Origin of the sequence: Streptomyces tailanensis (genome assembly GCF_008386495.1) — a bacterium.
Classification (GTDB): Bacteria; Actinomycetota; Actinomycetes; order Streptomycetales; family Streptomycetaceae; genus Streptomyces; species Streptomyces tailanensis.
The window spans coordinates 12,358-30,266 of record NZ_VTHJ01000056.1 but is presented as its reverse complement, the minus strand read 5'-3'; the positions used below and the strand labels follow the sequence as shown (position 1 = coordinate 30,266).

Annotated in this window: 16 protein-coding genes and 3 pseudogenes; 7 read left to right on the top strand and 12 right to left on the bottom strand. The window is 68.7% G+C overall.

Annotated elements, in window-relative coordinates; translation table 11 throughout:
• Positions 1 to 314 precede the first annotated feature (314 nt).
• Positions 315 to 1,682: an ABC transporter substrate-binding protein gene (locus tag F3T56_RS34890; RefSeq protein WP_149829353.1), complete on the bottom strand. Its 1,368-nt coding sequence runs from the start codon at positions 1,680 to 1,682 to the stop codon at positions 315 to 317.
• A 141-nt stretch (positions 1,683 to 1,823) separates the two neighbouring features.
• Positions 1,824 to 2,843: a LacI family DNA-binding transcriptional regulator gene (locus F3T56_RS34885; protein ID WP_149829352.1), complete on the bottom strand. Its 1,020-nt coding sequence runs from the start codon at positions 2,841 to 2,843 to the stop codon at positions 1,824 to 1,826.
• A 180-nt stretch (positions 2,844 to 3,023) separates the two neighbouring features.
• Between F3T56_RS34885 and F3T56_RS34880 the strand changes: the two genes are divergently transcribed.
• Complete coding sequence (locus tag F3T56_RS34880) at positions 3,024 to 4,379, top strand: glycoside hydrolase family protein (protein ID WP_149829351.1); 1,356 nt, start codon at positions 3,024 to 3,026, stop codon at positions 4,377 to 4,379.
• A gap of 38 nt (positions 4,380 to 4,417) precedes the next feature.
• Here F3T56_RS34880 and F3T56_RS34875 read toward each other — a convergent pair.
• Positions 4,418 to 4,570: pseudogene (locus tag F3T56_RS34875) on the bottom strand (oxidoreductase); the annotation flags it as partial.
• A gap of 815 nt (positions 4,571 to 5,385) precedes the next feature.
• Positions 5,386 to 6,600 (bottom strand): MFS transporter, encoded by a 1,215-nt coding sequence (locus tag F3T56_RS34865; RefSeq protein ID WP_149829349.1) that lies wholly within the window; start codon positions 6,598 to 6,600, stop codon positions 5,386 to 5,388.
• Positions 6,601 to 6,654: 54 nt separating this feature from the next.
• Between F3T56_RS34865 and F3T56_RS34860 the strand changes: the two genes are divergently transcribed.
• Positions 6,655 to 7,398 carry a helix-turn-helix transcriptional regulator gene (locus F3T56_RS34860; protein WP_149829384.1) on the top strand — a complete coding sequence of 248 codons (744 nt, stop codon included), beginning with the start codon at positions 6,655 to 6,657 and terminating at the stop codon, positions 7,396 to 7,398.
• Positions 7,399 to 7,482: 84 nt separating this feature from the next.
• On the opposite strand, the gene F3T56_RS34855 is transcribed toward F3T56_RS34860, so the two are convergent.
• The 3 genes and pseudogenes from F3T56_RS34855 to F3T56_RS34845 all read right to left on the bottom strand — a co-directional run.
• On the bottom strand, positions 7,483 to 7,983 hold the full coding sequence (locus tag F3T56_RS34855; protein WP_149829348.1) for an NUDIX domain-containing protein: 501 nt from the start codon (positions 7,981 to 7,983) through the stop codon (positions 7,483 to 7,485).
• A gap of 175 nt (positions 7,984 to 8,158) precedes the next feature.
• Positions 8,159 to 8,512: pseudogene (locus F3T56_RS34850) on the bottom strand (ASCH domain-containing protein); the annotation flags it as partial.
• Positions 8,513 to 8,514: 2 nt separating this feature from the next.
• A pseudogene (locus tag F3T56_RS34845) lies at positions 8,515 to 8,917 on the bottom strand (hypothetical protein); the annotation flags it as partial.
• A gap of 224 nt (positions 8,918 to 9,141) precedes the next feature.
• On the opposite strand from F3T56_RS34845, the gene F3T56_RS34835 reads away from it, so the two are divergent.
• On the top strand, positions 9,142 to 9,960 hold the full coding sequence (locus tag F3T56_RS34835; protein WP_149829347.1) for a class I SAM-dependent methyltransferase: 819 nt from the start codon (positions 9,142 to 9,144) through the stop codon (positions 9,958 to 9,960).
• Positions 9,961 to 10,076: 116 nt separating this feature from the next.
• Here F3T56_RS34835 and sodN read toward each other — a convergent pair whose 3' ends face one another.
• Positions 10,077 to 10,472 (bottom strand): superoxide dismutase, Ni, encoded by a 396-nt coding sequence (sodN, locus tag F3T56_RS34830; RefSeq protein ID WP_149829346.1) that lies wholly within the window; start codon positions 10,470 to 10,472, stop codon positions 10,077 to 10,079.
• Positions 10,473 to 10,618: 146 nt separating this feature from the next.
• Between sodN and sodX the strand changes: the two genes are divergently transcribed.
• The gene (gene sodX, locus F3T56_RS34825) at positions 10,619 to 11,080 is read left to right on the top strand and encodes a nickel-type superoxide dismutase maturation protease (protein ID WP_149829345.1); all 462 of its coding nucleotides are present in this window, start codon (positions 10,619 to 10,621) and stop codon (positions 11,078 to 11,080) included.
• Here sodX and F3T56_RS34820 read toward each other — a convergent pair.
• On the bottom strand, positions 10,984 to 11,613 hold the full coding sequence (locus F3T56_RS34820) for a CGNR zinc finger domain-containing protein (RefSeq protein WP_149829344.1): 630 nt from the start codon (positions 11,611 to 11,613) through the stop codon (positions 10,984 to 10,986). The genes sodX and F3T56_RS34820 overlap by 97 nt on opposite strands.
• A gap of 146 nt (positions 11,614 to 11,759) precedes the next feature.
• On the opposite strand from F3T56_RS34820, the gene F3T56_RS34815 reads away from it, so the two are divergent.
• From F3T56_RS34815 to F3T56_RS34805, 3 genes are all read left to right on the top strand, one after another.
• On the top strand, positions 11,760 to 12,518 hold the full coding sequence (locus F3T56_RS34815) for a class I SAM-dependent methyltransferase (protein ID WP_149829343.1): 759 nt from the start codon (positions 11,760 to 11,762) through the stop codon (positions 12,516 to 12,518).
• Positions 12,519 to 12,710: 192 nt separating this feature from the next.
• Complete coding sequence (locus F3T56_RS34810) at positions 12,711 to 13,355, top strand: hypothetical protein (protein ID WP_149829342.1); 645 nt, start codon at positions 12,711 to 12,713, stop codon at positions 13,353 to 13,355.
• A 74-nt stretch (positions 13,356 to 13,429) separates the two neighbouring features.
• Positions 13,430 to 15,256 carry an AfsR/SARP family transcriptional regulator gene (locus F3T56_RS34805; RefSeq protein ID WP_149829341.1) on the top strand — a complete coding sequence of 609 codons (1,827 nt, stop codon included), beginning with the start codon at positions 13,430 to 13,432 and terminating at the stop codon, positions 15,254 to 15,256.
• A gap of 69 nt (positions 15,257 to 15,325) precedes the next feature.
• Here F3T56_RS34805 and F3T56_RS34800 read toward each other — a convergent pair whose 3' ends face one another.
• The 3 genes from F3T56_RS34800 to F3T56_RS34790 form a co-directional block, all read right to left on the bottom strand.
• A complete protein-coding gene (locus F3T56_RS34800; RefSeq protein ID WP_149829340.1) occupies positions 15,326 to 15,985 on the bottom strand; it encodes a hypothetical protein in 660 nt (219 codons plus the stop codon).
• Between the two features lie 165 nt (positions 15,986 to 16,150).
• Positions 16,151 to 16,954 carry an amino acid ABC transporter ATP-binding protein gene (locus F3T56_RS34795; RefSeq protein ID WP_149829339.1) on the bottom strand — a complete coding sequence of 268 codons (804 nt, stop codon included), beginning with the start codon at positions 16,952 to 16,954 and terminating at the stop codon, positions 16,151 to 16,153.
• Entirely contained in the window at positions 16,951 to 17,880 is a 930-nt protein-coding gene (locus F3T56_RS34790) for an amino acid ABC transporter permease (protein WP_149829338.1), read from the bottom strand. The genes F3T56_RS34795 and F3T56_RS34790 overlap by 4 nt, the downstream gene beginning before the upstream one ends.
• Between the last annotated feature and the right edge of the window lie 29 nt (positions 17,881 to 17,909).

The window sequence follows — 17,909 nt, the reverse complement described above, 5'->3', positions numbered from 1 at the left end:
CGAGCCCGTTGAAGGCACGAACCGGCATTCACCGGGGACACGGTTGTAGGTGGCGTCGACCGGGCTGATGTCGTCGGGGCGAACCCGGCGTGGGTACTTGTCAACGTGCCCGTGCTGCAAGGGGGCTTCTCCTTGTGGCAGATGCGATCTGTGGCCGTCCTGTCGTCGGGGGTAGCCAGGAGCGCGACGAAGTGTGCATGACCGAGTGGGCAAGCCAGGTCGTGCTCGGCCGAGAAGTTGACGAAGGGTCCTGTTCCCCGGCGGGAGCGGGTGCGGGGGCCGCGGCCCGCTCCCCACCGATGGGTCCTGCGGGATTACGGGATCTCGTAACCGGCGTTGTCCGAGAAGTCCCGGTCGATGGCGCGGGCGGCCTTGGACAGGGCGTCCTTCGGGTCGGCGCCGCCGTAGATGGAGTTCACGGCCTCGCTGAACTTCGCGGTCACCACGGGGTATCCGGCGGTCACCGGGCGGGTGACGGCGACGCAGGACTTGCTGATGTCGCTGTCACCGCAGGGCTTGGCGAGCTGGTCGGCGTAGAGCTGGAGCGGGCCGCCCTGCTTGTACAGCTCGCTCGCGGTGAGCGCGGACTTGGTGGCCGGCGGGGCGCCGTTGGCCTTCGTCATCGCGGTGACGCTGGCGTCGTTGAGAAGGAAGTCCAGGAACGTTCCCGCGGCCTTGGCGTTCTTGCTGTTGGCGCCGACGCCCCAGGCCCACGAGCCCTGGCCGGTCTTGGGGCCGTCGCCGAAGTCGGGCAGGGGCAGCACGACGAGGTCGTCGCCGAGCGCCTCGCTGTACGCCGGGTACATCCAGTGCCCGACCCAGCTGAGGGCGACGCGGCCCTTGGCGAAGGCGTTGCCGTCGGTGTTGGCGTCCGTGTACGTCTTCCAGGACTGGAAGGTCTTGAACGCCGACACCACGGCCGCGCTGTCGAGCGCGCCCTCCGCCTTGCCGTCCTTGAGCAGGCCGCCGCCGGCCGACCAGACGATCGGGGCGAAGCCGTAGGTGCCCCACTCGTTGGCGTAGCCGGTGCCCTCCTGGAGGTCGATGACCTTGCCGTCGGAGTCCTTCGCCTTCAGCGCCTTCAGCGCGGCGTCGAACTCGTCCGCCGTCCAGGCGTCGTCCACGCCCTTCGGATACGTCACCCCGGCCGCGTCCAGCAGCTTCTTGCTGCCGTACACGCCGAGCCCGGAGTCGTACATGCCGAGGCCGTAGTGCTTGCCGTTGATCTCGCCCTGCGCCTTGTTCGCGTCGGTGGCGTTGTCGAGGGTCTTGGCGGAGACGTAGTCGTCGAGCGCGGCGAGCTTCTTGTTGTAGACGAAGTTCGCCATGGTCGGGCCGTCGAACTCCAGTACGTCCGGCAGCTTGTCGGCGTCGGTTGCCGTGATCGTCTTGGTGTAGTCGGTGTCCGGGATCAGCTTCAGCTCGACCTTGACCTTGTCCTGCGAGGAGTTGAAGGACTTCACCGCGCTCTGCAGCGCGTCGGCCTCGTTCTTCTGGCCCTGGTGGGCCCAGACGCTGATGGTGCCCTCGCCGCTGCCGGCCTCGGCCGAGGTGTCGGAGCCGCCGCCCCCGCCGCAGGCGGCCAGCGCCGCCAGGGGGAGGACGAGGGCCAGCCCCGTACGGGCCGTACGGCGGAACCTTCTGCCGGTCGGGCTGCTGTTCGAGCTGCTCGTCGAGCTCATGGTGTGTGCCTCCGTGCTGGGCGAGGGTGCGAGGTGCGGTGGTGCGTTCCGGCGTGGGGGGTGTGGTGGTGCCTTCCGGCGTGCGGTGCTTTCCGGCGTGGGGCGTGACAAGAGGAGTCGAGGGGAGCGAGGGGGGGTGGGTCACTGCGGGCCGCGCGGGCGCGGCGGGGCCGTTGTGTCGCGCAGGACGAGACGGATGGGCATCTCCACCCGGCCAGCCGGGGCGGAATCCGGCTCGTCGAGCTGCCGCAGCAGCAGCCGGGCGGCCTCCGCGCCCTGGCCGGCGACCGGCTGGGCGACGGTGGTCAGCCCGACCACGTCGGCGAGTTCGTGATCGTCGAAGCCGACGACGGACACGTCCTCCGGCACCCGCAGCCGATGCCGTCTGAGCGCGCGCAGCGCGCCCATCGCCATCTCGTCGGACTGCGCGAACACGGCGGTCGGCGGCCGGGAAGTGGCCAGCAACTCGGTCATCGCCCGCTCGCCGCCGTCGACGGTGTAGTCGCCGTCCGCCACCAGGGCCGGGTCGTGCTCGATCCCGGCCTCGGCGAGAACGTGCAGGTAGGCGGCGCGACGGTCGATGGGCGTGGTCCAGTGCAGGGGACCGCTCGCCCCGGCGATCATGCCGATCCGGCGGTGGCCGAGGTTCACCAGATGCCGTACGGCGCTCTCGGCCCCCGCCCGGTCGTCGATGCCGACCACCGTGAAGCCGGGCCGGGCGCCCCCGACCGTGGAGGCCAGCGGCACCCCGAGCGAGCGCAGCGCGGCGGACTCCTCCTCGTCCGGGATGAGCAGGGAGAGCACCGCGTCGACCCGCTTGCGGACCGGCATCTTGGTGAAGAACCGCTTGCGTGCCTCGGACGAACCGAGGTTGTACAGCAGTACGTCGTACCCGGCGGCGCTGAACACCTGCTCGGCGGCGTCCAGCACGGTGCCGAAGAACCACCGGCCGATGTACGGGGCGACGACCCCGATTGTGTACGTTCGCCCGCTCGCCAGGCTGGACGCCGAACGGGATGCCGTATAGCCGAGTTCCGCGGCGACGGCGGTGATCTGGGTGCGCACCTCGTCCGAGACGCCCGGCCGGCCGCGCAGAGCGCGGGACACGGTGGACGCCGAGACTCCGGCGGCGCGGGCGACATCGGTGATGCTGACCGTCACGGCGCTTTTCTCCCGTCGGTTTCACGTCGGTGTGAGCTGTGGGTGTCGTGACCGTAAACCCGACCTCGCTGTTGCGCAAGCGTTTGCGTTCAGTTTTACTTGGGCCGATTTCGAAGTGATGCCTTTGTTATTGATCGTCAGCGCACACGTTTGAGCGCTGTGAGCCGACAGGAACCGCCCATGCGATACGCCCCGCCCGGCCTCTGCGTGAACGACTTCGCCCTGCTCCGCGACGACGACGGCACCTACGCGGTGCTGCATCTCCAGGGCCCCTGGACCACCGAGTTCGACCATCTGCGGATGGAGACCTCCTACGGCCGGGCCACCTCCACCGACCTGGTCGACTGGCGGCCCGAGGGCACCGTCTTCGGCAACGGCCTGCCCGGCCGCTTCGACCAGCAGGCGGTGTGGACCATGCACCCGTTCCGGCACGGCGCGGGGATGGCGATGTTCTACACGGGCGTGAGCGGCCTGACCCCGGACGGCTGGCCCCTCCAGTCGGTCGGTCTCGCATACTCAGACCGCACCGACGGCACCGAGTGGCGCCGCCACGGCACGGCCCCCGTCGCCGAGGCGGACCCGCGCTGGTACCGCACCGGCGAACGCATGGGCTGGCGCGACCCGTTCGTCGTACGCGACGACGAGTCGGACGGCTGGGTGATGGTGGTCTGCGCCGCCGACGCCTCACTCCCGGTCGAGGTCAGCGGCTGCGTCGCCTGGGCGACATCCCCCGACCTGGAGCACTGGACGGTCCACCCCCCGCTGATCTCCCCGGGTGACGTGGACGAGTTGGAATGCCCGGTCCTGGAACGCCTCGACGACGGCACCTGGTTGCTGCTCGGCTCGATCGGCGCGACACGAGGTTTCGAGGCCTGGACCGCCCCCCGCCTCCGCGGCCCCTGGACCCGCCGCGGCCAGTTGGGCCCCACCGGCTCCTACGCCCCCCGCGTCATCCCCGCCCCCGACGGCACCCGAGTGGTCCTGCACACCACCCCCCGCCGAGTCGGCCTCACCGACACCGGCGCCCACTGCCGCGGCATGCTGGCCCAGCCCAAGTCCCTTGTCGTACGGGACGATTCGGCGCCCCGCCTGGAATGGTGGCCGGGCCTGGACGCATGGCTGGGGGAGGAGCAGGAGGGTCCGTCGCTGCACGCGGTCGGCGACATCGACGTACTTTCGGGCCGCCCTGTGGACATCACCCTGCGCACCGAGGCCCCCGGCTCAGCCCTCCCGGCCCTCACGCTGACCTGCGACGGCAAGAGCCTCAGGGCGACCGGCCCCCACGCCACCCCCCTGGCCGAGACGATCCTCCCCGAACCCCCCACCACCCTCCGCATCCTCACCATCGGCGAATACGTCGAGATCTACGCCGACGGCGTCTTCGCCCTGACGACCCTGTCCTACACGGGCCACCCCGCCCCCTGGACGACAACCACGGACGGCCACACCCACACGATCCCCGTCCGCCCCATCCGCCTCCCGTCCCCCCACCGGGACGACGCCTCGTCCATCTGGCCCGGCCCGTCAGCGGCCTGATTTTGAACCAGGCGATGTGATCACGTCCACGGACTTGGTCATCGCTCTGTGAGGGCGGGTTCGGGGAAGGTGATGCCGGTCAGTTCCTCGGATGCGGCCCACAGGCGGCGGGCGGTGTCCGGGTCGCTGGCCGCCGACGAGCGGCCGACCGGGGTGGGGGTGCCGCGCACCTCGGCCATGCCGTTGGGGCCGATGGAGCGGGGTCCGCGATTTTCGGGTTCGCCGGTCCGTTCGTGGGCGGCGAAATCGCCTTGCCCAGTACAGGGCCTTCGAGGTTGCGTGCCTGGGCGGCATCCTCGTCTGCCGTCGCTGAGAACCGACGCCGCCCAGCGTCCTCGGGCACGCCGCCGCAGTCGTCACCCTCCTTCCGGATCCCCCCGCCCACCCGTGTCCGGTCGAAAACAAACCGCACCCGACCCCTCGCGCCAACCAAGTTCCACGGCGGCATGCGGATCGGGTGCGGGGAGGGCCCGGGGGTGTCGGGCCTTCTTGGTCTCCCAGTAGCGGGCCGGGTCGGTGACCTGCGGGGATCTTTCCTGTGGGGCGCTGACCTGGCCTTTTATCGATTGCTGGCGATGGCATGCGACGGTCTTGATCGGGTGTCTTGCGGACTGTGTGCGGACTGCCGCGGCGCTCCACCGTCGTAGTAGCGATGGTCCTACTCCTGGAGCTGGGCGTTGGTCCAGAAGGAGTGGGCCTTCCTCAGAAGCTGCTTGCGGCCCCTCTCGATCGGTCTTCGGGATCTCGGACTGACGGGTCAGTGCTGTCCACGGGCGGGGCGGTGAACTTGGCGAGTTGCCCCTGCTGGAGCATCACGACGGCGTTGCAGCTGCACTTGCAGTACTCGATGTCACCGTCGGACGTGGGGTGATGAGACAGCAGCTGCCAGGTCGGCCGGGACGCGGTCGCCGCGCAGCCCCACTCCTGGAGCGGGCAGCGGTCCTGGGCGTCCGGTGCCTTTGGACTCACTGCGGTGACCCGATGTCGGCCCTGCGGTAGGGGTTGGTCATCGGGGGTCGGCAAGGGTGGGACTGCGGGCGGCACCGGTGTCGTCTCCCTTCGCAGGCGCCGCGGCCTGAGATTGCGGCACGCTCGGTTCGGGCAGGGTGCGGAACAGTAACCAGCTCAGCACCGGCATCAGGACGAGAGGTGCCAGGGCGGCCTGCAGGGACGTGGCGTCGGCGAGGCTGCCGATGGCGGGACTGGCCAGGCCGCCGATGCTGACGGTCAGGCCGAGGGTGATACCGCTGGCGGTGCCGACCCGTGAGGGCATGTAGTCCTGGCCGAGCGTGACCTGCAGGGAGAAGGGCACATACAGGCCGGCCGAGGTCAGGGCCACAGACAGGTAGATCGCCGGACCCGGCACCCACACCACGCCCGCGATGGCGGCGGCCGTGAACACGTACGACCAGCGCGAGACCGTCACCCGGTCCCAGCGGGCGGCCAGTGCCCCGCCCAGCACCGAGCCGATCGCACCGCCGAGGTAGAGAACGGACAGGGCCGCGGTGCCCGCGGCCGTGCTGCCGCCCAGGCGCTGCCGGGCGTACAGCGAGATGAAGGTGCTCAGACCGATGAACGCGATCGACCGGAACACCACGGCCAGTGACAGCTTCACGAAGGAGGTGGTGTCGTCGCTCCCGGCCGGCACTGTCGTACCGGATCGGGCGGCCTGCCTCTGCTGCAGGGCTCGCACCACGGGCAGGCACATCGCGGCTCCGGCGAGGGCTGGCAGCACCAGCAGCGGCGTCCAGCTCAGTCCTCCGGTGGCCACCACGGCGGCGACCATGAGCGGGGCCAGCGCGAAGCCGATATTGCCGCCGGTGGAGAACCAGCCCATGGCCCGGTGGCTGCCCTGGCTGGCGATGCGGGTGACGCGGGCGGATTCCGGGTGGTAGGCGGCCACACCGATCCCCGATACAGCGACGAACACGAGCGTGAGCGCGTAGGAGCCGCTCAGTCCGCTGAGCGCGATGCCAGCACCGCCGAGCAGCGTGCTGACCGGCAGCAGCCAGGGCATGGCCCAGCGGTCGGTGAGAGCGCCGAACACCGGCTGTGCCACCGAGGACAGCAGCGAGGCGGCCAGCACGATGCCCGAGGCGACCGCGTAGGTGTAGGCGCGCTCCGCGATGAAGAACGGCACCAGGGCCGCCACGGCACCTTGGTAGACGTCGACACAGGCGTGGCCCACGGACAGCAGAACGATCGAGGTGTTCCTTCGCATCCCGTCATGTTCCGGGCCCGGCATCATGTCACGCTTCCGATAAAATGCCACATGATGATGGAAATCCGCCACGATCCCGTAGCCCCGACCCGCACCCAATGGCTGTCGTCCGGCGCTGCAATTGATGCCCACCGGCACGACGATCACCAGATCATCTATGCAGGCCGCGGGGTACTGGCCGTCACGACCAGCAAGGGATCCTGGGTCGCCCCCGGCACGCGCGCCATCTGGGTGCCGGCCGGCACCGTGCACGCGCACCGGGCCTACGGCGAACTCGACCTGCACACGGTGGGACTGTCCGCCATCGAGAACCCGCTCGGCCTCAACGCACCGACCGTGCTGGCCGTCGGCCCGCTGCTGCGCGAACTGATCATCGCTTACACACGCGCCGAGAACGACGACAGCCCCGAACGGGCCCGCCTTCGCGCGGTTCTCCTCGACCAGCTGCGGGCATCACCCCAGCAACCGCTGCACCTACCCACTCCCACCACGCCCCTGCTGCGCACCCTGTGCGACATCCTCAAAGCCGACCCGGGCGACGGACGCACGCTTGCCGAACTCGGCCGCGAGGTCGGGGCGAGCGACCGCACACTGTCCCGGCTGTTCCGCAGTGACCTCGGCATGACCTTCCCGCAGTGGCGCACACAACTGCGTCTCCATCACGCACTGGTCCTCCTGGCCGAGCGGGCGCCGGTGACCGCGGTGGCGCATCAATGCGGCTGGTCCTCCGCCAGCGCCTTCATCGACGTCTTCCGCCGCACCTTCGGCCACACCCCGGGCTCCCACCCGACGGGCTGACAGCACGCACGAGCCTGGACCGAAGACGGTTCACAGTGGGCCCTACCCTCAGTGATCGATTTCAGTCGGCCGCAGTAGGCGCCTCTATTGCCAGCCGTCGAGGGAGACCTCCGGGCCTCCCGCGAGGTACCGGCGGAGGGCGCTTGAGGTGGTGTCCACGAAGTTCTCGGGGATTGCGTCTGCGTCGACCCAGCGGACCTGGGAGTGTTTGCGCGGTTCGCGGTTCTCGGGCTCGCCGGACCACTCGTGGGCGACGAAGACGACCGTGAGGAAGCCGTTGGGCGCTTCGACGCCCCAGGCCCCGTGGATGATGTGGGCGACCTTCAGGGACTCCGGCTTCACGGTCAGGCCGGTCTCTTCGTGCAGCTCGCGTACGGCGGTTTGGGTGATGGGTTCTCTGGCTTCGCTCTTGCCGACGGGGAGGTCCCACATGCTCTGGGCGAATTTGGCGTTCTGGCTGCGCTGGAGGAGGACGACGCGGTTGGTGGCCTTGTCGTGGACGATGACGGCGGCGACCAGCAGGGTCATGGATTCGAGGGCAGTAGGGAGGGCTTTGGGCTGGTGGTCGGTCTGCGACTGAGCCACGGTTACGTCCCTTCCTCGGCCGCTTTGGGCAGATTGGGTCGGCGCTTCGCGATCACAACGGGGCACGGCGCCCGAGGCCCCTCGCAAGCCATGTGTTCGTGAGTTCGCGGCCGAGTCACTGTATCCAGGGCAGCCGACGCTGGAAGGCGGTAGCTGCCCTCCAGCTCAGCTCGGATCATGCAGCAGTGCGTTGGATCTCGATGGCGAGGGCGCCGAGGGCTTCCTTCTCGGACGGGTAGATGGTGCGGATGCTGCCGAGCTGCTGTTCGCGAGTGGCGGTCGGGTTGATGTTGGCCGGCCCCTCGCCGTCGAGCAGTGCCTCGAAGTCGGGGTACTCGGTGACGCGCTTGACCTTGACCTCACAGGTCTCGTTAGTGCCCTTGATGCGGAAGCGGATTACGTCGCAGGCGGCGAGGTCGGCGAGGTGCGGGTATTTCACCCGCACCTCGATGGTCTTGGTGCCCGCGGCGACGAGGCCGAAGTACTGGCGGTAGAGGTTGAGTTCGCGGCCGCGGGCGGTGGTGTCGGTCGTGGGGCAGCAATGCTCCTGAGGGCTGGTGCGGTCATCATGCGGCCGATCTCGGCGGCCGAGTATGAGCGGAAGAAGTGGCGGGGGTCGGACAGCAACGTATCGGTCATGGCCAGCAGTTGCTCGGCGTACTCCGCGACGGTGCCGGGCCACTGCCGGGTGTCGAGCATCCAGTCGGCGGCGCCCTCGGGCGACGGCGAACGGCCCTCGCGTACCAGCGACTTGGACAGCTTGGCGCCGGTCGGTGACGACCTGCGGGCAGAACAAGCGGGCGGGGAGTTGGGCGCGGGTGAGGCCGACGGCCTGGAGGGCCTCGTCGACCAGGTGAGAGCCGAAGACCCAGTCGCCACCCTTGACCATGACGTGGAGTGTGCCGTGGGGGTTGGACAGGGCGAGTTCCTCGACACCAGCTGCAGGCCGCGGCCGCCGTCGGCGGGTGCCCCGTGGCTCCCGTTTGGCGGGTGTGCCGTTGTCGCCGTCGTGCACCTCGATGTGCAGCACAGTGGCGTGCAGTTCGATGGGAGAGCGGCAGTACGGTGGAGCCGCACAGCCGCACCCCTACGCGAACGACTCAAGCACACGGCCGTCCTCGCGGCCTCACTCGCCGCCCGCCCACCGGAGCTGCCGACGTGACCGAACTGTCCGCCGCACACGACGCCGCCGTCACCGACCGGAGCCGCCTCGCCGGAAGCGCCTACAACAGCGACAGGGACTTGGCCGCCCGCCAGTCGCTCTACCAGTGGCAGACGCCCCGTTACGACCTGCCCGGCATCGTCGCCGAGCAACTGAGCGGTGTGCGCGGGTGCGTGGTCGATGTCGGCTGCGGCAACGGCAAGTTCATCCAGCGGCTTCGCGAGGACCGGCCCGATCTGGCCCTGCTCGGCCTGGACATCGCTCCCGGCATCCTCGCCGGGGTGCCCGGCCCCGTCGCCGTGGCGGATGCCACTCGCCTGCCGTTGGCGACGGCGAGCGTCGACGCTGCCCTGGCGCTGCACATGCTCTACCACGTCCCCGACATCCCCCAGGCAGTGCGGGAGCTGTCCCGCGTCGTCGCCCGTTACGGGCTGGTGATCGCCTCCACCAACAGCGACCGGGACAAGGCCGAACTCGACGACTTGTGGCAGCGGGCCGCAGGCGACGTCCTCGGCATCGGACGTGGACCGGCCCGCATCTCGCTGAGCGCCCGTTTCTCCCTGGAGGAGGCCGGGGCCTTCCTGGGGGAGGAGTTCGGTCGCGTGGAGACGATCGAACTGCCCGGCACCATCACGGTCCAGGATCCTGAGCCGGTCATCGCGCATATGGCTTCTTACCGCGCATGGGCGGACCAGCACGACGTGCCCTTCGAGGCCACGATCGTGCGGGCCCGCACGATCCTCCTGGATCACATTGCCCAACATGGGGCCTTCGAGGTCACGTGCCTGGGCGGCATCCTCGTCTGCCGCCGCTGAGGAACCGCTGCCCGCGTCCAGGCTGCCTCGGCCAGGCTCGAACGACCGCACCCGGCCCGTCACACCGCCGTACGGGACGGCGGCAAACGGACCGGGTGCGGTCGAGAGAGCCCGGGTCAGGCCTTCTTGGTCTCCCAGAAGATCTTGTCGATCTGGGCGATGTAGTCGAGCGCCTTCTGGCCCGTGGCCGGGTCGGTGGACGCCTTGGCGGCCGAGAGGGCCTTCAGGGTGTCGTTGACCAGGACGTGCAGCTCCGGGTACTTCTCGAAGTGCGGGGGCTTGAAGTAGTCGCTCCACAGGACCGACACGTGGTGCTTGGCGAGTTCGGCGCGCTGCTCCTTGATGACGGTCGCGCGAGCCTGGAAGTGCGGGTCGTCGTTGGCGGCCATCTTCTCCTGCACGGCCTTCACCGACTCCGCCTCGATGCGGGCCTGGGCCGGGTCGTACACACCGCAGGGCAGGTCGCAGTGTGCGCTGACCTTGACCTTGGGGGCAAACAGGCGGGAAAGCATGGAGCATTCCTTCCTCGTGATCGTCTTCTCAGGTGGGACATTACTCCCTGCGTGAGAGGTTTTGGCGAGTGCCCCCATGGGCTTAGGACAAAAGTCCGGGGTCAGACTGGGACTGGTGGAGGATGGAACCGGGGAGGTGCCGGGTGATGCCGGAGCTGTCGCAGGAGACCGAGCGGGGGAGGGCCGTCCTGCCCTTGGGGGCAGCGGAGGTCACGGGACCGTCCATGGTGCCGACGCTGCACCACGGGGACCGGCTGCTCGTCCACTACGGGGCGCGGCTGCGGGTCGGTGACGTGGTCGTGCTGCGGCACCCCTTCCAGCAGGACCTGCTCGTCGTCAAGCGGATCGCCGAGCGGCGCGACGGCGGCTGGTGGGTGCTCGGGGACAACGCGTACGCCGGCGGGGACAGCACGGACTACGGGGTCGTGCCCGACGAACTCGTGCTGGGGAAGGTGCGGTTCCGTTTCCGGCCCAGGCCCCGCCCCGTCGGCGGCGACGGCGATGGCGACGGTCAGCGTTCGCCGTTCGCGCTCGCTCGCTGGGTCGTGTCGGCCGCCCGTCCCGTGCTCTGCGACCGGTCCGCCTCCAGGCGTTTGCGGGCGCGGTAGGCCGCCACGTTGGCGCGGGTCGCGCAGCGGTCCGAGCAGTAGCGCCGGGAGCGGTTGGTGGAGGTGTCGAGGTAGGCGTTGCGGCACGGTGCGGCCTCGCAGAGGCCGAGGCGGTCCACGCCGTACTCGGTCAGGTGGAACGCGAGGCCCATCGTGGCGATGGCGGCATAGCCCGCGGTCGCGTTCGAGGGATGGTCCGCCAGGTGCATGTGCCACAGCGGGCGGCCGTCGTCGTCGCGGAAGTCGTGGCCGGAGATCTGCGGGCTCACCGGGAACTCCAGGAGGAGTGAGTTCAGGAGGTCCACGGCCAGGGTCTCGTCGCCGCCGTCCGCCGCCTCGAAGACCGCCCGCAGCCGGGTGCGGACCGAGCGGAATCGCGTCACGTCGGCGTCCGTGGCGCGACGGGCCGCCGACTGGTTGACCCCGAAGAGGTCACGCACCGCGTCCACCGAGGTCAGCGTGTCCTTGCCCCGGGACGGCTCCTCGGTGTTGACGAGACGCACGGCGTAATCCGAGTAATAGGCCAGTTCCACTTGTAGTCCTTACGGGGGCGGTCTATCGTCGTCGATGCGGTCAGTAACAGCTGCTCACGCTTACAGGGTATTACGGATATCGCGGGTATTACGGGTGCTACGGGTATTGCGCGTGCGACGCGGTGTGCGGAGACAAGGGGGCTTCCATGACCACCACGACCGGAACCGACTGGCGCGCCTGGCAGGAGAGCTGGGACCGGCAGCAGGAGTGGTACATGCCGGACCGCGAGGAGCGGTTCCGGGTCATGCTGGACATGGTCGAGGCCCTCGTCGGCCCCGAACCCCGCGTCCTCGACCTCGCCTGCGGTACGGGATCCATCACGTCCAGGCTGTTCGCGCGGTTCCCGAACGCCGTCAGCACCGGTATCGACCTCGACCCCGCGCTCCTCACCATCGCCGAGGGCACCTTCACGGGCGACCGGCGCGTCACCTTCGTCACCGCCGACCTCACCGACCCCGACTGGCCCACGCAACTGCCGTACGACGCGTACGACGCCGTCCTGACGGCCACCGCCCTGCACTGGCTGCACAGCGAACCCCTCGCCGCCCTCTACGGTCAGGTCGCGGAGCTCGTCCGCGACGGCGGTGTCTTCGTGAACGCGGACCACATGATCGACGAGACCACGCCCCGGATCAACGCGGCGGAGCGCGCGCACCGCCACGCCCGTATGGAACAGGCCAAGGCGAAGGGTGCCGTCGACTGGGCCGCATGGTGGCAGCTCGCCGCCCAGGACCCCGTCCTCGCCGCGCCGACGGCCCGCCGTTTCGAGATCTACGGCGAGCACGCCGAGGGCGACGTCCAGAGCGCCGACTGGCACACGCGCGTCCTGCGCGACAAGGGCTTCGCCGAGGCCCGCACGGTGTGGAGCTCGCCGTCGGACTCGCTGGTGCTGGCGCTCAAGTAGCGCGCGGCACGACTGCGCGAAGTCCCTCCTCGCGAAGGTGAGTTCTGTGTCCGGAGTGCGGTGTCCGGGCGCGCCACGCACACCTCGCGCGCCACGCACACCATGCACTCGCGTATGGCGGGGTGTGTGGCGGGCCGCGCGATCGTCGCCTCAGGTGGTGATCGGCGCCGCCCGTTCCCAAGGAGAGTGCGAGTGAAGGCGAAGAAGCGTGCCCTGGCTGTCGCGCCGCTGGCCCTGATGATGGTTGTGGGCATGAACGCGCAGGCGGAAGCGGTGACCAAGAAATGGTCGAGCAAGCCGTACGGCGTGACGTTCGTGAATTACTCCAAGCCGCTGCAAAAGTGCATTGTGGTCGATCTGACCGGGAAGATGGAGTACCTCTGGTGGTACAAGAAGCCGGGCTCCAAGGAGAAGTGGGTCGAGCAGATCCGCCTCAAGGACCCGCAGATGGTGATGCGCATCAAGGGTAAGTGCGGCCGTGCCGGGGCACCCAAGAAGCTGACCGACGCGTCGTTGTCGCAGCGCTACTACGACTCCGGGTGCAAGACCTCCACGGCCATCACGGTCAGTTTTCCCTTCGCGGTAGGCGTGACGCCCACCCAGAAGTGCGGCCGCATCAAGACCGCCAAGATGTCGACCAAGTACACCAACAACGCCTCGACGTACGCCCAGTTCAACAGTGGCCGGAAGGCGACTTTCAAGAAGACCATCAGTGCCGCACCCATCGCCGGCCGTAACCAGGCCTGTGTGCGGGCCGACGCCGTCTACACCGCGTACGACGGTAGCCGTTCGGATTCCTTCGGGAAGACCGCGAAGATCTGTGTAAAGGTCTACTGATAAAGGCCTATTGATACTGGATCGAAGTCCCCCGTGTTCAGTAGTATCCGGCTACTGAACACGGGGGATAGACAATGAAATTCTACATTCTGGGGCCACTGCGTATAAATACCGACAAAGGTGAACCGGTGGCTCTTGTTCGCCGCAAAACCCGCCTTTTGCTGGCAGCTCTGCTGCTACGCCATGGACATACCGTCCCCACCGATGAGTTGATCGACGTCCTGTGGGGAGACGCACCACCTTCGTCTGCCCGCGCCAATCTCCACTCGTACATCTCCACACTCCGCCGGCACTTGGACGATCAGGGAGCGCCCATAGTCGTCGCGTCCCGCGGTGGCTACGGCATCCGGATCGCCCCCGACGAGTTCGACCTGTCCGCCTTCGAGCGGCGCGTCGCCGACGCCCGGGAAGCCGCCCGCTCCGATCGGTCACACCAGGCGGTACGGTTCTTTGTCGCGGCGCTGGACCTGTGGAGGGGCGACGTCCTGGAGTCGCTGGAGCTGTCGGAACCTCTGCGGGCGCAGGTCACCCGACTTGAGGAGATGCGGCTGAGCGTCCAGGAGGACATGATGGACGCCCGCCTGTCAGCGGGTGAACATGCCCACGCGGTAGGGGAGTTCAGGACGCTGGTGCAGGCCCAGCCGTTCCGCGAGTACCGCTGGGGGCGGCTGATCCTGGCCCTGCACCGATGCGGCCGCACGAAGGAAGCCCTGGAGACGTACCAGGAGTTGTGCTCCCTGCTGGACAGGGAACTCGGCGTCGGACCGAACGCCGAACTCCGCGCGCTGCACCGCGCGATTCTCGCCAATGAGATCTCTGCTCCGCCGGCCGCTCCCCTCTCCGTCCGCACCGCCGTGGGCAAACCTCACTGGCAAGGGACGCGACCACACGTCGCCGTACTCGGGCGCGACCGCGAGCGCGCCGAGCTCGCCGAACTCGCCCTGGAAGGGCGACTGGTGACCGTCACGGGTCCTGGCGGATGCGGAAAATCGGCGCTCGCTCTGGACACCGCGCGTGTGGTGGCCGACCGATTTCCCAACGGGGTGACGGTCACCACGCCCAGCCGGACGGCACTGTCGAGGCTTGTGTCCCTGCTGGATTCCGAACAGGCGGACGATGTCGGTGAGGCGCTCACCGTCGGCCCGGGCAGGCGCACGCTGGTCGTTCTGGACGACTTCGACCCAATGGGCTCCGCCGTCACCTCTCTGGTCCGCCGGCTGCTCGCTCACCCTGATGTGACAGTGCTCGCCACATCGCGCGCCCCACTGCGGATCAGCGGTGAAGTGGTCTGGCCCCTGGGCCCGCTGTCCACCCCCGTCGCCGACGAGGAGACCGCGGCCACCCTGCTGTTCCTGAACCGGGCCGCCCAGGCCATGCCCGGGTACCGGGCCACGCACGGCGACCGTTCCCTGGCCGGGCGTATCTGCCGCCGCCTGGACGGCCTGCCTCTGGCACTCGAACTGGCCGCCGCCCGGCTCCGCGTCCTCCCCATGAAGACGCTCGCGGACCGTCTTGACACCAGCCTCGACTGCCTGATGGCACCGACCCCTCCCGCGCGGGCCACCCGGTCGCCCTATGTCCGAGAACGGCCCGCCACGCTCACGTCCGTCTTCGCGTGGTCATACCAGCGCCTCGACGAGGCGGAGCGACTGCTCCTGCAGCGCCTCTCCGAGCTCCCCGGCGCTTTCAGCCTGGAGGACGTGGAGGATCCCGCGGGAGCTTCTTCGCGACCTCCACTGTCCCCCACCTGCGTCGTGTCCTTGCTGGCCTCACTCGTGGAGCAGTCGATGGTCCAGTCCCGGGACACGCCGTACGGCCGCCGGTTCCGTGTGCTCGGCCCCATTCGCGCGGTGGTCACGCACGCGGCCCGAGCGTCGGCGGAGTCACTCAGAGCGGCGTGAACGCCGCCCTACGGGGCCTTGGGAGCAGTACGAGAGTGGGTACGGACCGGAGGGTCCGTACCCGCTCTCCTAGTTGAAGACCTTCGCGCAGATGCTCATCGTCTTGCTGAACGAGTCGTCGTAGTTCTTGATGACCGCGGTGGCCGTCACGTCGGCCCGCAGGCAGATGCTCTTCCTGCCCTTGTAGGGAGCGGCGTCCATGCCGTCCGGCTTGAACGTCGCGGGACGACCCGTGTTGAACTGGTAGTACTTCGAGTTGTCGTTCGAGAACGAGGACTTCCGTTTGGCCACCTTGATCCGGCCGCACTTCTTGGTCGGCGTGACACCGACGGCGAACGGGTAGCTGACGGTGATGGCCGTGGAGGTCTTGCACCCGTGGTCGTAGATGACCTGCGACATCTTCGCGGCGGTGAGCTTGCGCGGGGCGCCGTTGGCGCGGCAGTTGCCCTTGACGATCATCTCCATCTGGGGCTTCTTCAGCCGGACCTGGTCGATCCACATGTCCTTGCGGTTGGTCGTGGGCTGCTTGCGCCACCAGCGGTACTCCATCGTCCCGCTGATGTTGACCGTGACACACCGGTCCAACGGCGCCGACCAGGTCGAGAACCCGCCGCCGTACGGCTTGCTCGACCAGTGCTTGGTGACCGCGTTCGCCTCGGCGGCGTTCACGCCGACGACCATCGTCATGGCCAGCGGTACGACCGCCAGCAGCCTCGTCTTCGCCTTCATGGATCTCTCCCCGTACGCAGGGGCGGCGCTCATCGCCGCCGGGCGACAGCGATGATCGGCCCGGACGCCACACATCCCGCCATGCAGACGTGCATGGCGGGATGTGCGAACGTACCTACGGTCGAGGGGAACCCGCTTACGGTCGAGGGTGAACCCGCGGGGGAGTCACAGCACCTTGGAGAGGAACGACTTGGTGCGGTCGTGCCGGGGGTTCGTCAGGACCTCGCGCGGGTGGCCGGATTCGACCACCACACCGTCATCCATGAAGACCAGCGAGTCGCCGACCTCACGGGCGAAGCCCATCTCGTGGGTGACCACGATCATGGTCATGCCGTCCTCGGCGAGGTCCCGCATGACGTCGAGGACCTCGCCGACCAGCTCCGGGTCGAGGGCCGAGGTCGGCTCGTCGAAGAGCATCAGCTTCGGCTCCATGGCCAGCGCCCGGGCGATCGCCACCCGCTGCTGCTGGCCGCCGGAGAGCTGGGCGGGGTAGTGACCCTTGCGATCGCCGAGGCCCACCCGGTCCAGCAGGCGTGCGGCCCGCTCCCGGGCGATGGCCTTGGTCTCGCGCTTGACCAGGACCGGGGCCTCCATGACGTTCTCCAGAGCCGTCATGTGGGGGAAGAGGTTGAAGCGCTGGAACACCATGCCGATGTCCCGTCGCTGCGCCGCCACTTCCTTTTCCTTCAGCTCGTAGAGCTTGTCGCCCTTCTGCCGGTAGCCGACCAGGCCGCCGTCGACGTACAGCCGGCCGGCGCTGATCTTCTCAAGATGGTTGATGCACCTGAGGAACGTGCTCTTGCCGGAGCCGGACGGGCCGATCAGGCAGAACACCTCGCGCGGGTTCACCTCCAGGTCGATGCCCTTGAGGATGTGCGCCGGCCCGAAGGACTTGTGCACGCCCTCGGCCTTGACCATCGGGCGGCCGGTGCCCTTGTCGAGATCGGTGCCCTTGCTGAGAGCGGTCATCGGACGGCCTCCGGACGGCGGAACGAAGCGAACAGGCGGACGTTCGCCTTGAGACGCTGCAACGGGGTCGGCGGCAGATTACGCGTCGAACCACGCGCGTAGCGGCGCTCCAGATAGTACTGACCGATGCTGAAGATGCTGGTCAGGAGCAGATACCAGATCGAGGCCACGAAGTACATCTCGACCACCGCCAGCGAGGTGCTGGAGATGTCCTGGGCCGCCTTGATGAGTTCGGTGAACTGCACCGTGTAGACCAGCGACGACGTCTTCAGCATGTTGATGAACTCGTTGCCGCTGGGCGGCACGATCACGCGCATGGCCTGCGGGAGGACGACGCGGCGCAGCGTCTGCCCCCGCGTCATGCCCAGCGCGTGCGACGCCTCCGTCTGCCCCTCGTCCACGGACTGGATACCGGCCCGCACGATCTCGGCCATGTACGCGGCCTCGTTCAGCCCGAGACCCAGCAGCGCCGTCAGGAACGGCGTCATCACCTGGTTCATCTCGTCCTTGTAGAACCCCAGGTTCAGGACGGGGAACACGAGGGCGATGTTGTACCAGAGCAGCAACTGCACCAGCACCGGCGTGCCGCGGAAGAACCAGATGTAGAACCAGGACACGGTGCTCGTGACCGGGTTCGACGACATGCGCATCACGGCGAGGACCACGCCCAGGACGAGGCCGAGCGCCATGGAGAGCACCGAGATGTACAACGTGGCCCAGGCGCCGGACAGGATGGTGTCGGCCGTGAGGTAGTCCGGGATGACGTCGTAGTTGATGTTGGCGTTGGAGAACGCGATCCCGATCAGCACCAGGATCGCGACGACCACGACCGCGGCCACCCAGCGCCCGTAGTGACGCACCGGGATGGCCTTGATCTGCTCCGGCGGTAGCGCCGACGCCGGAACCTTGTCGACAGTGTCAGTCACAGTGACTGCCCTTCAGTGTTGCGCGAGGC